The 15,452-nt window shown below is 55.9% G+C and carries 11 protein-coding genes; 2 read left to right on the forward strand and 9 right to left on the reverse strand.

Annotated elements, in window-relative coordinates:
* Positions 1 to 105: 105 nt before the first annotated feature.
* Positions 106 to 1,533, reverse strand: a complete 1,428-nt coding sequence (locus tag L53_RS05940; RefSeq protein WP_034813222.1) for an HlyD family type I secretion periplasmic adaptor subunit — start codon at positions 1,531 to 1,533, stop codon at positions 106 to 108.
* Positions 1,533 to 3,671, reverse strand: a complete 2,139-nt coding sequence (locus tag L53_RS05945; RefSeq protein ID WP_034813225.1) for a type I secretion system permease/ATPase — start codon at positions 3,669 to 3,671, stop codon at positions 1,533 to 1,535. The genes L53_RS05940 and L53_RS05945 overlap by 1 nt, the downstream gene beginning before the upstream one ends.
* A gap of 155 nt (positions 3,672 to 3,826) precedes the next feature.
* On the opposite strand from L53_RS05945, the gene L53_RS05950 reads away from it, so the two are divergent.
* Positions 3,827 to 5,104, forward strand: coding sequence for a TolC family protein (locus L53_RS05950; RefSeq protein WP_198019752.1), 1,278 nt, complete (start codon positions 3,827 to 3,829; stop codon positions 5,102 to 5,104).
* Between the two features lie 3 nt (positions 5,105 to 5,107).
* On the opposite strand, the gene L53_RS05955 is transcribed toward L53_RS05950, so the two are convergent.
* The 7 genes from L53_RS05955 to L53_RS05985 all read right to left on the reverse strand — a co-directional run bounded on the left by L53_RS05955 (position 5,108) and on the right by L53_RS05985 (position 13,973).
* A complete protein-coding gene (locus L53_RS05955; RefSeq protein WP_198019753.1) occupies positions 5,108 to 6,823 on the reverse strand; it encodes a DUF262 domain-containing protein in 1,716 nt (571 codons plus the stop codon).
* 175 nt (positions 6,824 to 6,998) lie between these two features.
* Entirely contained in the window at positions 6,999 to 7,226 is a 228-nt protein-coding gene (locus L53_RS05960; protein ID WP_034813232.1) for a hypothetical protein, read from the reverse strand.
* A 2-nt stretch (positions 7,227 to 7,228) separates the two neighbouring features.
* Positions 7,229 to 7,576: an integrase core domain-containing protein gene (locus L53_RS17710; protein ID WP_034813234.1), complete on the reverse strand. Its 348-nt coding sequence runs from the start codon at positions 7,574 to 7,576 to the stop codon at positions 7,229 to 7,231.
* Positions 7,560 to 7,775, reverse strand: a complete 216-nt coding sequence (locus tag L53_RS17715; RefSeq protein ID WP_369794154.1) for a GPP34 family phosphoprotein — start codon at positions 7,773 to 7,775, stop codon at positions 7,560 to 7,562. The genes L53_RS17710 and L53_RS17715 overlap by 17 nt, the downstream gene beginning before the upstream one ends.
* A gap of 592 nt (positions 7,776 to 8,367) precedes the next feature.
* A complete protein-coding gene (locus L53_RS05975) occupies positions 8,368 to 9,699 on the reverse strand; it encodes an oxygenase MpaB family protein (protein ID WP_034813240.1) in 1,332 nt (443 codons plus the stop codon).
* Positions 9,700 to 9,917: 218 nt separating this feature from the next.
* The gene (locus L53_RS05980; RefSeq protein ID WP_034813243.1) at positions 9,918 to 11,378 is read right to left on the reverse strand and encodes an amidohydrolase; all 1,461 of its coding nucleotides are present in this window, start codon (positions 11,376 to 11,378) and stop codon (positions 9,918 to 9,920) included.
* Between the two features lie 84 nt (positions 11,379 to 11,462).
* A complete protein-coding gene (locus L53_RS05985) occupies positions 11,463 to 13,973 on the reverse strand; it encodes a TonB-dependent receptor (protein ID WP_034814216.1) in 2,511 nt (836 codons plus the stop codon).
* A gap of 247 nt (positions 13,974 to 14,220) precedes the next feature.
* Between L53_RS05985 and L53_RS16285 the strand changes: the two genes are divergently transcribed.
* On the forward strand, positions 14,221 to 15,261 hold the full coding sequence (locus L53_RS16285; RefSeq protein ID WP_051607652.1) for an AraC family transcriptional regulator: 1,041 nt from the start codon (positions 14,221 to 14,223) through the stop codon (positions 15,259 to 15,261).
* The last annotated feature ends 191 nt before the right edge of the window (positions 15,262 to 15,452 follow it).

Raw genomic sequence — 15,452 nt, forward strand, 5'->3', positions numbered from 1 at the left:
TCGAAATGCACCATGCGCGACATGTCGTAATCACTCATGGGGTGCGGATCGTTGGGATCCGGAATGGGACGCCTCATATATCGCAGACCTTTCTTCTTTTATGCATCACCGCTCTCTGCCTGCTTCTGAAACACTTCGCGTGACCGGCGACAGCAGATAGGACAGCACACTCCGCTTGCCCGTTTTGATCTCTACGGCGGCCGACAGACCTGGCGTCAGCAAGGATCGATACTCTGTATTCTGATTAATTTGGACTGGGAGTTTGTTTGCATCGTCACCGAGCGAGCGGAACTTCGATCCGGTGATCCGGATCCGGGCTAGGAAAACCAGCCCCCGTGCTTCATCCACAACAGCATCCGGCGACACAGACTCAACCTCCCCTTGCAAATATCCGTAGCGCATGAAGGAATAAGCCTCAAGCTTAATATTCGCCTCCTGGTTGATTTTCACAAATCCGACATCCCGGTTGAGCAGGTAGGCCTCGATGATGAGTTCATCACCTTCCGGGACGACCGTCACGACAGGGGATCCGGGCTCGGCCACCTGCCCGATGGACGTGACGGAGACTTGCTGGACGACACCATCAACGGGAGAGCGCAGCGTCTGCAAAGCTTCGCGCCGCTCAGCCTTGGTCAGCAATTCACTCCGCGTTGCAATAATTGATTCGGCCTCGGACAATTCGGTTGCTGCGCCTGCTTCAAAACTTTCCTTTGCCGCCGTGATGTCTCGGTAGATCATCGCGACCTGCCCTTCCGCCTTCGAGATCTCGTCCTGCTGGACAACTCGTTCGAAACGGAGATTCATTGCCTTCTCCTCAAGCTCGCGCACCTGAACCATGGGCGCATACCCATTTTCCGCCAGTTCGCGCCTCGAGGCGAGCTGCTGTTCCACAAGGGGCAGGGTTGCATTGACCTTGGCCAGTTGGGTTTCGGCCTGCCGACGTGCGATGTCCGCCCCGTTTATCTTCTCCATCAAACTGTCGATCTCGGCCTCATGCGCGCGGATACGGGAGGCCACCAGGCTCTGCTCGGCAGCCGAGACACCTGGGGCAAGACCTTCAGGGTCAATCCGCCAGGGCTCGCCATGGCTGTATTGGATCAGCGCGCGGGATCGTGCCCGTTGGAGGCGCGCCGTTGCCAGTTCACTGCGCGCCGCATCCGCATCTGCGTCGGCATTGGTTGGGTCCAGTTCAACCAATGCCTGACCCGCCTTCACTCGTTCGCCTTCCTGGACGAGCAGGGCACGGACCACCCCCGCCTCAGCCGCTTCGACCGTTTGCAACCGCCCCCTTGGCGCCACCCGGCCTTCGGCCACCGCAACAATGTCGACCTTGGAATAGGCCGCCCAGACAATGGCAAAAGCGGCCGCGCCAATGATGAGCCAGAGAATTGCCCGCCCGATCGGACGGGGCGGCGAGTCCATGATCTCGAGCGCAGCGGGGAGGAAAGCGGTTTCGATCCGCTCACGCCTGGACGTCTTTCGGCGCCTGGTCTCGTCCTTCCACGCATCTTTCAGGGCCTTGGCATGTCGCATCAGGCGCCTCCTGTCCGTGTGCCCATTTGCTCGTTCCACAGGCTGGCATATCGCCCGCCTTTCGCCATCAACGCTTCATGAGTCCCGCTTTCGGTCACAACGCCTGCTTCCATGGTGATGATCCGGTTGGCATGGCGCAGGGTCGCCAATCTGTGCGCAATGATCAGAACTGTCCGCCCCTCTGACATCGCAGCCATATTTTTCTGGATGATGGCTTCGCTCGCGGCATCGAGCGCGGAGGTGGCTTCGTCGAAGATCAGCATGCGTGGGTCGGCTGCCAGCGCCCGGGCAATGGCGACCCGCTGGCGTTGCCCCCCGGAAAGATTGCTTCCACGCTCTTCCAGCTGCGTGTCATAGCCTTCCGGAAGCTCCAATATGAATTCATGCGCACCGGCAAGCCGGGCCGCATGCACAATTTGTTCCATCGACATACCGGGATCTGCAATCGCGATATTGTCCCGGACGGACCGATTGAACAGAATATTCTCCTGCAGCACCACGCCGACCTGGCGCCGGAGCCAGGCAGGGTCAATCAGGGCAAGGTCAACGCCATCAATTAGGATCCGGCCGCTTTCCGGCACGTACAGGCGCTGGACCAGCTTGGCGAGCGTGGACTTGCCGGAGCCGGAAGGACCAACAATGCCGAGCACTTCGCCGGGCTGGACCTCGAGATTGACGCGCCGCAGAATCTCCCTCGCCCCTGGCCGGTAGCGGAAGATGACATCGTCAAACCGGATCTCGCCATCCAGGCGCGGCAAGGACGTCCTGGACCCTGAGGCCGAGGCTTCCTGCGGCGTATTCAGGATGTCACCCAGCCGACTTACGCCGACGCGCGCTTCCTGGAATTGCTGCCAAAGCTGGGACAGGCGCAGGACGGGTTCCGCGACACGTCCCGACAACATGTTGAAGGCGACAAGCTCCCCGACGGTCAGCTTGCCTTCAATCACCAGCGTCGCCCCGACAAAAAGCACGACTGCTCCCGAAACCTTGTTGACCGCCTGGATGGACTGCCCGCCCCAGATGCCGAGGACATTGGCATTGAAGGAAGATCGCACATAAGCGGCAAGCAATCGCTCCCACCGTCCTTGCATCTGTGGCTCGACCGCAGAGGCCTTCAATGTCTGGACGGCTGTGACACTCTCCACAAGGAAGGCCTGGCTTTCCGCGCCGCGTTGGAAGCGTTCGTCAATTTTTGACCGGAGCGGCGGGGTCAGGAATCCCGAAATCAGGACATAGAACACGATCGCCACAAGCACGATGAGCAAGAGCACTTTTGAATAGAAGTACATGACCGCCAGGAAAACAAAGGTGAATAGCAGGTCGATCACGAGCGTCGCAGCCGAGGAGGTCAGGAACTCCCTTATGGTCTCGAGTTCGCGCACGCGCGCCACCGTGTCTCCTACCCGACGTGACTCAAAATAGGCGAGCGGCAGGTTGAGCAGATGACGATAGAGCTTGGCCCCAAGCTCGACATCGACCCGGCTTGTCGTGTGCGTGAACAGGAAGGATCTGAGGCCCCCGAGGACGGACTCAAACAGAATGATCGCCACCAGGCCAACGACCAGGACATTCAGGGTTGTCAGGCCCTGATGGACCAGGACCTTGTCAATCACGACCTGGAAAAAGAGCGGCGTGGCGAGCGCGAATAGCTGCAAAACGAATGACGCCGCCAGCACGTCACCGATGAGTCCGCGGTACCGGACGAGGGCTGGCACGAACCAGGTCACATCAAACTTCCGCTCGCCATTCGCCCCGGTGACCCGGCTCGTGAGCAACAGGAAACGCCCTGTCAAAAGTCCGACGAGATCCTCCAGCACCATCTCTTCGGCCTGACCGCCCGGGCGCTGGACAAGCGCCCGCCCGTTCCGTATGGCGCCGACAATCATGAATCCGTCTTCCCGGGTTTCGGCAATCGCCGGTAGCGGCGCATCCTCCAGACGGCCAGAGGGCAAGACCGACTTTTTCGCGCGCGCGCCTGATCGGCGGGCGAGTCGGGTCAAATCATTGAGCGTGGCGGGTGTGTCACTGCCAAGCTGGTGTCGCAATTGCGCAGCATCAGCTGGCAGTTCGACAAAGCCGAGCATCATGGACAGGCACCAGAGCCCTTCATCCTCAACGCATTGCGTGCTGCCATCCACAACTACAAGGCCCCTCTGATTCCCCCATCCATACCACCCGTTTAAGGAGAATTATGCAATCGTCAGGGGCACGCCTTGCGCGATGTTTTTCGACCTGTATGAGTTTTTCATGTGGATAGCGGCGAGTCGGGGCGTACCTTATGGGAGACGGAAACGTGAAGATTGGTCGCGCGTGTGTAGCGATACTCCCCGCTATCCTGATAGCAGGCCTGTCAAACGCACAGACCGTAGACGACGCGATTTCGGCGGCGCTCCTCGAAAGTCCCGCGCTGGACCGGACCGAAGCAGGCATCAAGGCGGCGCGAGAAGGCGTGCGGCAAGCGCGCGCTGCCTACCTTCCCGAAGTCACTTTCAGTGCGTCTGCCTCCACGGCGCGCAGGGATGCCCGGCTCCGCGAGAGCTCTGACTTTTCAGAAACCTCAGAACCCACCTCAGTCACAATCCGGGCCAGCCAGCCCCTCTACACGAATGGGCTGCGCCAGGTAGCGCAACAACAAGCCACCAACACCGTCCGGGCACGCCGTCATGAACAGGAGGCGACCAGGTTGGACGTGGCCCTGCAAGTCGTCGAAGCCATGGTACAGTTGGATCTGGCCCGGAAATCCGCAAGCCTTGATCGCACACTCCAATCCCTGCTCCGCGACCAGGTCCGTGCCGAGGAAGAACGCTACCGCCTCGAGACGGGGACCCAGACCAATGTCGTACAAGCCCGTGCCCGCCTCGCGGCTGCGGAGGCGGCCATCACGGCATCGGATATGGGCGTGCAACAAGCTGAAATCCGATTGGCTCTCCTGACCGGATACCCGGTCGACATGCTGGCCCCAATGATCACGGCTTCGGCGGAACTCCCGCCAAGCCTAGACGACGCTCTCTTTCTCGCCCGGGAAAACTCCCCGAATATTGCCCTTGCAAGATCCTCCTATACCGCAGCCCGACTTGGTGCCGTAACTGCCGCCAGAAAATACGGACCCCAAATCAATTTGTCTGCAGAAGCCTCAACTGCGCGCACACCGTCTCCCGCGATTGAGCAGGACGACGACATAAGAGCAACCCTCACTTTCTCCATGCCTTTGTTCAATGGCGGCCGGAGCAGTTCGGAACGTCGCCAGGCCTATGCCGAGCGCCGGGCTTCAGCCGCCGATGTGCGGAAAGCAGGGCAGGACCTTCAACGGCATGTCACCGACACCTGGGTTCGCCTTGCCAGCGCAAAATCCCGCCTCACCGCGCTGCAAGTCCGTCTTGATGCGGCAGGCGAAGCCCTCAAAGGCGTCCGTCAAGGCCAGCAAGCCGGCCTCTGGACCGTGACGGATATCCTTGATGCGATGGAGGAACGCGTTGAAGCGGAACGGGCCCTGGAGCAGGCCCGGGCAGAGCATATTCTGTCCGCCTACGAATTGTCCATAACCTGCGGCCTCTACATTTTGCCAAGATAGGACCTATTCACGAGGTCGCAGATGCTCCAGGACCATGGTGCGCAGCGCATCGGTCCTCCGGGAAATATCTGACGCTGTCCAGCGTTGCGCTTTTGAAAGCGATGTATTCACTTCTAGCTTCGCACACGCCTTCGACAACCCCTTCTTCCAGTCCTTGAACCCACCCATTGCAGGCTGACCCGCGTCTACTCCTGGCGTCACCAAGGCGAAATTGCCCCATGCATGCGCCAGAAGCCAGCGCGCGTCGCGTTCAGGAAAATCCTTCTCCCACTCGCTAAATTCCTCAGGATTGGCAGGCAGGATATGGCGCGGGACCAAGGCCAGTAAGTCCGGATTCCCTCCGCGATGCCCCGGAGCCTCCAGCCAGCGGAACACTTGCCGGATCACGGGCAGGTCATAGGCGGGCTCGTCGAGGATTTTCGAAATACGTTCCAGCCGCGCATCCGATATGACCAATGCATGGGTTACGGGATTGCGGCCTGACTGGAGGTCCCCCAACGCGCGCAGGCAAACCGACACCCGGTCCATTTCAGCCGCTCCCTCCAGCGTCATGGCCGCGCAGGCTCGGTGAAGGGCGGAGAATCTCGTGGTCAAGGATTTCACTCTTCGCCGGTCTTTCGCAGCCAAGGACCGACGCAGCTGCCCTGCCAGTTCAAGCGCCACCGGACGCCATTCCGGCCAATCGAACGCAAATAGCTGGAAGACATGCCCCTTTGTGACATCGGCATTTTTCGGATTCTCCCGGATCGCAGACAGCCAGTGCCAGGAGATTGCCCGGTCTTCGAACCCTTCGAGCCAAGGCAGGATCTGGTCATCACTGAGTGTGGACGCCAAATGCTCACCAAGCTGGGTCAAGCCTTCCGAGCTGCGGCCCTCCCGCCGCGTCAGGAAATCCACGGCATAAAGGAAATCGGTGTAATCGGTATCGGACTCGAAACTGTCCCGGATACGGGTCCAGCCTGACAGGACCTTAACGGCAACATCCTGGCGAAACGGGATGGAATTGACCTGGCTCTTCAGGACATCGGCTTCATTGAGCGGCACGCCCCGATTGTTCGTGCTGATGAATATCTGCCGCGCCAGACGCTCATCCCCCACCTCCACAATACCGACAAGGACATTCTTGAGCACATAGTCGGCAAAACCCGCCAGCGTTTCGGGAGACCAGCCTTCGAGGCGCGCGCGGAACAATCCGGCTGCCGAGAGCAAGCGGGCCCGCAGCGTGTTGGCCGAGAGATTTCTCCGGGAGCGGACCGCTTCACTATGTTTCTGGATGAGGTTCGCAAGGGTTTGGTCGGCGCTGCCGGCATTGAGGTGCGGCTGGCCCTTGGTGTCCATGACCATTAGCGACAGTCGCGCATGCAGTTCCTTATCAAACGACTCAACGAGGTCCCGCATGACCGCAAACAAGATGGTGAGAGTCGTTAGACGCTGGAGGCCGTCAAAGACCTCGAAACGTGCTTCAGCGTCAGGCCGCAGCACGAATGTGCCAAGGAAATAAGGCGTTGCCTCTTGGGTCTCCGGCATTCCCCGCACGAGGGATGCAGCGGGATGATCGGCACCTCGATTCTTGAGTGTCCATGCGCGAACAAAATCACTGAACAATGCGCCACATTGGTCGACGGTCCACTGGTACTCGCGCTGCACTGCGGCTGGCCGGAAGTAATAGCCGGACAACATGGTCTCGACATCCTCAACCCGGCTCCGGATTGGCTCCATGGCAATAGGCCTCCTGATAGGTTCCCGGTCGGGAGAAACACCCGGTTCGCTTCGGAATTCAAGACCGGCGCGCGGGATTTTCTCCCTGCCAGGCGTCATGGCCAGCCCTGCATCAAGATAGGACAGGCCCGCAGCGCACATACCTGCCGGCGAGCGTCCTAAGAGGCATGCCCTCTTACGGCCTCTGGCCCTCCTGCCCGGCCCGGGGATAAGCTGGCACAATCAGGGTCCGGCCTTCGTCCCGCGTGAGCTCAGCCTCGGCGTAGAGCGTGAACGCTTCGGCAAATTCCTCCTCCGCGCCTGCCGGGAAGGTGCCGCTGATGCGCTCGCTGGCGAGGCCCGGATCCTCGATGACGATCCTTGTTGCCGAACAGTGGTTCATCTCGGCGATGGCCTCGGCCAAGGTCACATTGTTAAATTCGACTTAGCCTGTGCGCTATTACGCGAGCGCGTTGAGATCTGCAGGCGACACATCGAGCCCTGCCCGGATATGGCCAGGGCTTGCTGGCCGGGCGAGAGTTCTCGCACCCCGGTTCCGGCGGCCGCCACGCTGGCCCGGCCTCTGACCAGCGCGTGTCCAGCCCCCATTTTTAGGCCACTTTGCATTAGAGTTTCTGGGACTGGTGGACGCATGCCAAGCGCCTGGTGAGGCCGGACACGATTGTATTGTTTAAGCCATGTGTTGATGACGGTTTGGGCCTGATCGAGCGAGACAAACCACTCGGCGTTCAGGATTTCACGGCGCAGCGACAATTATAGGTTTCTTGTCATTCGTCGTTGACAGCACACCGCGTAACAACAGCTCAGACACAGCTGCACCCGCAATCGCGGGTGTGTAGAAGCCTGCCTTAGGGCGGCCACTTTCATCGTTCAGCGTCAAAAGCAGCAAGAATTGAGGAAGCGTAAGAGCGTCTGACAAACGGTACCCTTCAAATATATTTATTGATTTCAATATATTGGAGGACTAAATTCGATTTTTAAGGGGTAATCGCTCGTTATGTCCCCTGTTGGCGATTTTCTGACATTCAATTTCGTTTAGCCGAATGGCTACTTTCAGGATGAAGTAGTCGTTGACTATTTACGACTGACAACACGATGAACCAGCAATCACGGCCCCGACGCATAAACTTTGGTGCTGAAGTCAGTCACACACACGTCACACAAACAGAATGTAGTACTGACGGGGACCTATATTTTTTCGTGTGATATCAGCAGCTTAACAAATAGTTCAGTGAACTGGCGGAGAGGAAGTCCGTTCTCCGCCAATCTCAGAATGATAATGATCTGTTTTATCAGCATTTATAATTTTTGTGTGCAGCATAGTGTGCAGCAAAATGTGCAGCAGATCTGGCGCTCAGAAGGTGAGACGCCCCCCCTTGCTCTGCCCCACAGAGGTGGTCCACCAATTTTGTTGGTCCGGTGGTTTCCAGGTTTAAGGGGGAAGGACATTCGGACCCGCGGGGCTGAAAGAACCACCGCCTATAGGCTTGTAGTGAAAGTGTAGCTCTCAGGACACATGCACCCTGCCATTCAGAAAAGCGTCGTCACGTACGGCTCTCAAGCACCGGAGATTTATAAGTAGAAGGGTCCGTCACAAATTCAGCGTGCCCATAACCAGCCAGCTGTTTTCTGATTTTTTGGATAAGCGACCTATCTACGCGAGCCCGCATGCCAGGTACTCTAGAGGCCCAGTTAGCGGTCTTGAGCTGGATCACGATCCACAGCAACACCACACCTGCCCGAATTCGGTCGGTGCGCGAGAGCCGCACCCCGAGATCGGCTGCTTTCTTTGTGTCTCCACTCAGAAAATTCCGTACGAAAAATGTTTTGGAGAAGCTCTTCTCGAAACGTTCCCGTACATTGCTCATAAATGAATCGTCGTCTGCGAGACGTGCCGACATTGTTGCGCGAACCAGTTCGCCGCAGGTCGCGTCGTCAAATCCTTTTCGAAGGGAGGATTGGCGAGCAGCCATGATGTCGATGATGCTTTGCGGCGTATCGGCTAGCAAGTCCTCAGGCAAACCAAGAAGAAAGCAACGATAGCGGCTAAATTCGACACGAGCTCGCTCATTGGTCGTGAACTCCGTGCGACCACTTTTTAACACCCTCATCGACAAGAGGGACACGCCTGTCAGTCCGGCCGGCATCTGATCCACCTGAGGGATAGGAATCCCATAGATCTGATCGCTCCATGCTCCGCTCCGGAGAGCATTGAATCTTACCATGGAGTGCATAAGGCGCACCATGGCAGCCGCTTTAAAGCCTTCGCCGAAACGACCAAGGGCACCCGGCAACACGCTGGTGCTGAAAAATGTCGCGGTCTCCTTCACGCGGCGAGCGGCCAAGTTGTTGGAAAGCGTCCCCGTCAATGCCATGGGCAAAGCTGCATATTTATTCATGAACGTGGCGATCAGGCCGCCACGAATTGCCCAAGGCGCAATGATTGCCGCAGAGCTTCGTTCAAGCTCGGCACCGTTTTCGACCAAGGCCATATCGAGCCATGATGGCGTACGTTCCATATCCCGTATCAGGACGACGAGTTCGTCAGGTGCACCTTCGACCTTTTCGACGCCTTTTTCGCAGGCCTCCATCAGCATTCCGACGAGACGACGAAAGCCAAATGTCGGAATAAGCGCCGCATAGGGATCAGCGACGGAATCCCCAAGCATGGTGTACAAACGCATACGCTGAACAAGGTCCGGATCTTCGGCAAGGGGTGACTTGTAGCGCGAGAAATCCCCCCTCAAAGCACTCTCCGCAACATTGTCCGAGATGCGTTCTGGCGTCGTTTCAAAGTCTACCTGCCCATACAATTCCGGTATCTCAGTAGCTTGACTTTTCACGGCTCGTTTAATTGTCAAAATGGGCAACTGCATTTGAAATTCTCCTCGGAAAATGTGCGCTACCGCCGCAATGTGACGCCCCATCAACTCATAAGGTCGCCATCGGTGCGCGCTTTACCGACCAGTAGCTTTCTATTGTTGGACTACGTTTTCATATCCAAGACGCACGTTTAAACTTGCAAAACATGCGGCTTCAAACGACGCGCCGAGCGCGCAGGCGCGTACCGGTCTTCATTTGGAAAATGAACCATTCATTGCGTGGCATAATCCAACTGAGGGGGCGCATCTCCCACGAAGGACTCGTATTCGAACTTCTCACCTCTCCGCATACGATGCTCAGATTTGACTGCAGTCAAAGTGTCAGGGGACATAATCATTTCAGCAGCAGTGAGCCCCATGACTTTTGAAGCCACATGCATACCCTTCAATCCAATGCTCGTATTTCCGGCTGCAACCGCTTGCCAGCTATGCGGTGCCGTTCCAGGCACCCAGGTCGCCGTCACAAAGCTGTTCGTGGGGGTTACCCAAGACACGTCTCCTACATCTGTTGATGCAGGCAGGATAACGACTTTGTTCATGAACAATGGCCTGACTTGGCGACTTACGTCCAATGGTTTGGCGTTTTGTCCGAACGTAGTGGACATCTGACTCGCAAATTTAGCTTCCTCGGGTGTGTAGGTTACACCGCCCACTGATTTTAAGTGTTTGTCCGTCAGCTGCGCGAGCGCATCGTTCGGCAGCAACGGGTAGACCGCACTAACGATCTCGACTTCACTCCGCGTATCAGTTCCTAAGGCAGCACCTTCTGCGGCACGGTTGACCCGCCCCCACACATCTCTCAGCACATCGGGTTTGTCATGCCGTACATAGTAATAGACTTCTGCGAAGTCCGGGACGACGTTTGGTGCACTTCCGCCAGAGGTAATTACATAATGGATACGAACTCCGGACGGTATATGTTCGCGCATCATGTTTACCATGTCATTCATGGCTTCGACGGCGTCCAACGCCGATCTTCCTCGCTCTGGCGCTGCAGCTGCATGTGCCGACTCGCCATGGAACCTGAATTTTCCGGAAATGTTTGCCATGGTCGATAGAGACGTGACAGCGTTCTGGTCGGCCGGATGCCAATTCATCATCGCATCGACATCATCGAACAAGCCCTCTCGGGTCATGTAGACTTTTCCGCCCCCGCCTTCCTCGGCTGGCGTGCCGTACACGCGAACAGTCGCGGGAATGTCGGCTCGGTCGAGCCAGTTCTTTAGAGCGACCGCGGCCTCTATACTGGCAGTTCCCAAGAGGTGGTGGCCGCATGCATGCCCTGTGGACATTCCTTCAAGAGGAAGCTTTTCAGGCTGAGGTGCCTGAGAAAAGCCAGGCAAAGCATCAAACTCAGCCAGAATGCCAATCACAGGACCTTCCGTACCGTAACTGGCAACAAAGGCTGTTCGCATATCCGCTACACCCCGTTCGACATCAAAACCATTCTGTTCCAAATGTTCCGACAACCGGGCAGAGCTCTTCCATTCCTGGAATCCGAGTTCCGCGTATGACCCGATCTCTAGAGCCATATCATCGTATTCAGCTGTGTGACGTTCGATATATGAGAGGATCTGCTCTTCCCAACTCTCCCTTTGAGTATTCATATCCTGAGCGACTGCTGTGCACGTCATGAAAAAGAACGTTGTGACAGCCAAAATAGGTTTTTTCATTTGAATTCCTTCAGAACTGCGTTCGCTACCATTTGCAATTCAGGTCGTCTGATTAAGTGGACGCCCGCACCGCAAAACTTCGACCTAAAATGACCAGCGCGCATTTAGACCGAACGTACGAGGCATATTGACATACGCGTTGTAGCTTCCAGCCTGGAGTGGAGCCGCCGTATTCTGCAAGGGGTACTCATCATTGAAGAGGTTACGCCCCCACAGCGTAAAATCGATTTCGCCGACCCTCAGGCCCGCACTCGCGCTGAACGAATTCACGCCCCGCTTTCTGGTTTCACCTGTTTCCAGAATGGCGTTGACAGGATTCGCCCCCTCGCCTCTTTCTGTATCCACATCTGACTCGTACTGGTACTCTGCGCGAATGAAGACGTCATGATCCTTGATCGACCACATATACGTTCCGGAAAGCGTTCCATAGAATTCACTTACGTTCCCGGGTCGCGTGCCACTGATGTCGCCGCCCTCCGGAGAGGCCGTGTACGTATCAAATACAGCGTCCAGATAGGCCCCCGAGGCCCTGAACGTAAGGCCTTCCACAGGCGAGACAGTTCCGTCAAATTCTATCCCTTTAACTGACTGGCGCTCGGCGTTTGCCAATGCGTTTGATGTTCCGAGAAAGACGGTGGCCTGGAAATTTTCGATCGCTTGGTCGAACAAGGCAAGATTCGCTTCCCACAACGCACCTTTGGCCTTGATACCTGCTTCGTATGCTTCGGACTCCTCTGGAAGAGCGAACCGCGACCCCGCCCCCAAACGCGCGGCGACCGAGCCTGGCTCTGCATTGGCAAACAACCGCAAATAGTCTTTCGGTATCGGCCGCGTACCCGTTGTCAGGTTGAAGGAAGACGCCTTGTAGCCCGTCGCATAACTGGCATAAACATTGAGCCAGTCATTGACGTCATACGATGCTCTCAGAGTGTAATCGACATTGCTGTCATTTGTTTTGCCACCCTCGACGCCATTCGGAAAATCGGACAGCTGCGGCATGAACTGGAATGCGGAAAGCCCGTTCAAGGCATCATTGACACCCGATTGAATCGCCGCAGTCGTCCCCGGCGCAACAGACTCGATAAACGCAATGTTTTGCGGCGTCGCCTGCAGCCCGGTCGCCCCCTGAAAGGCAGAAGAGAAGAACGCAGCCGGGATGATACCATTGTTTACAGTGAACAGATTTATCTGTGAGAAGGCATCAGTGTTTGACTGCTTGATGGCGAGACTTTTGTAGTCTTCCATGTAGGACAGGCCCGCGGTGATCGTCAGCCTGTCAGTAAGGTCAAAATCCAGTTGTCCAAAGATCGATAGCGTCTCATTGTTTTGTGTGTAGTTCGTAACGGAACCGGTACCTGGGGCATAAAACGTCCCCGGTACATTTCCAGAGAGATATTCCAGCGTCCCGATCAGGCCGGTCCCTCCCGACAGAGCCTCGAAGAATGCGCGAGAGTCTTCCCCGTGCTGAAACAAATCTGTTTGAGACAAGGATTCATCGTAGTAGAACGCCCCGAAAAGCCAGTTCAATGGTCCAGTATAGTCGGAACTTGCACGAATTTCTTGAGAGACGGAGTCAATTTCCAGGTCCGTAGGTAATGGACTGAAGATGTCCAGGTTCGAAAAATCACCGTCGATTGAATTGTTGGTCCTATTCTCTCGAACGGCCGAGATCGATTCAATTTTGACATCACCAAGCCTGAGGTCGGCATGGAATGAGAGACCTTGGTTCTTGACCTTGTTCTCAGGGTCAGTGTTCTGCGCGGTTTGATAGTCGAACGGGCCAGTTACGATTCGCCCCCCCAGAGCCTTCACTAACGCGCCTGTTGGACCTTCCACGGCATTGATCAGTGCACAGCATGCCTCGTCAATCTCGTCGACATCCCCGATCACCCTGAACTCCAGATTTTCGCTTGGCGTGTAGAGGAGCTGTCCACGCAGTGCGTATCTATTTGTGTCACTGAACTTCGTGCCGAGTTCCAAATTATCAATATAGCCATCTCTTTTCCGGTAACTTCCGCCTAGGCTAAACGCAACTTGATCAGAGATCGGGCCGGTGAAGAAGGCTTTCGTATGAACTCCGTTGTAGTTCGACACCCCTGCCTCCACATAGCCTTTTTGGACGAAGTTCGGCTTTGGCGTCACAACGCTCACGACGCCCGCAGAGGCGTTCTTGCCGAATATCGTGCTCTGAGGGCCCCGCAGCACCTCAACTCGCTCGAGCATCGGTAAGTCTGACATGGCCGATGCTGAACGAGACCGGTAGACGCCGTCGATGAAGACACCAACAGACGGCTCCAGCCCAGTATTTCCCCCTCCGTTTCCAAAGCCGCGGATAAAGAAGCTTGTATTCGTGGTGCTGTACAACTGCTCTGCACGGAAAGACGGGACCAGCGCCTGAAGATCGATCAAGTCCACGACACCGGATTGTTCGATTTCTGCTTGCCCAATAACGCTGACCGCGACCGGAACGTCTTGAAGAGTTTCTTGGCGCTTGGTTGCTGTCACAATGACCGCGTCCAAAGTACGCCCCTCTTCACCGCGCTCATCTCGTACATCCTGAGTTGCTACATCCTGCGCTGCCGCTACGTCAGTCACGTTTGATAGAGCCGCCAAGGAGACTGCGCACAAAAGGGTGTATCTCGCCGTTTTCATAAATTCGTCCTGTAGATGAGAGCCTGTTCACCAAGCAGGCTACCGACGATTATATTCAATGAAATATCAGTTTGGTTCTCGGCTTATCATTTTCGTCTGGCACATTAGGTTTTTCTGTGTGACAGGTTTTGCTAGTACTGGAACATATCAATGAGCCAAGCAGCATCAAAACAAGATAGAATAAATAGAAATGGCCACTTCAAGCGACTATCTCGACGCCCAACCCCATTCCGGTATTGTTTCGAGAATCCTGAACACTGAAACAACTGAAATCCAGTTCGACCAGTTTCCGTTCTTTCATAATGATCAGCCTGCCCCAAACGGGGGGGGACATTTCGCCAACTATACGCCAGGATACGGAAACGGGCGCCTCTTAACTTTGAGCGTCGCCCCAGGAATTGGATTCGCCAAATTTGAAGGGACTCACACATCTCAAAGCATGATGAGCCAATCGTCTGTCGCCAATTTTCTCAACACCAAGTCTTATAGTATTCGCCTGCTCGAATACGGACTGGAAACCATCAGAATAGGTGAGGAAGAAACCACAATTCAATCCGGTGACGGACTTTTAAGCTTTTACGCCGGCGATGAAACGGAACACTCTCATCAATCAAGCCCGACCTATCAATGCAAGTCTCACTTCATCTTCACGGATCGAGGGTTAAAGGCGATGTCTGAACGGTTCGGATTTTCCACTCCTTTCCCCTTGTCAGACTGGCAATTCCAGAACCGCGTCCAACGAACCATGCGGCCATTCAAAATGTCTCGGTCGATGATTTCACTCTGCCAGTCCCTTTCGCAAGAGACTCTCTCGCGCAAGGAAGGACGTCGCTTCGCACAGCTGAAATTCGCAGAGTTGATCTTCCACTTGAGCGAATCATTGTCAGCCGACCAACAAATGGACAATCAAAGCATCTCCAGCCGGGATGATAAAATCGAGGTTGCAAAACGCATCGCCGATACTGTAACGGGTGTTCTGCACACCGCTGAAGCCATAGCGCAAACCGTACATCTGAGCCCCAAAGACCTGAGCAGAGGATTCAAACATAAATACGGAAAGGGCTTCGGTAGCTATTTGATCGCGAAACGTCTCGAAAGAGCCAGGCTACTACTCTCAGAAAAAGACCTGACCATTCGTCAGATTGCGACGGAATGTGGCTACAGCGAAGTCAGCAATTTCTCTCGCGCCTATAAATCCTTTTACGGGTACCCGCCGAGCGCATCAATATAGGACTCGTTTCTGCGGCGATGCGATTCTAACCCGAACAACAAACACATCCAAACCGTGCAGAGTCATCTGTCCATCGTCCGAAACTGCCATAGTATGGGCGGCACAAAGCATTCGGCAGTCGCTTCAAGTTTATCAAATGCGACGTCATCTCCCAGAAGAGAAAACGCACTCTCGATCTCCCTGATACTGGA

Origin of the sequence: Hyphomonas sp. L-53-1-40, assembly GCF_000682775.1 — a bacterium.
GTDB lineage: Bacteria > Pseudomonadota > Alphaproteobacteria > Caulobacterales > Hyphomonadaceae > Hyphomonas.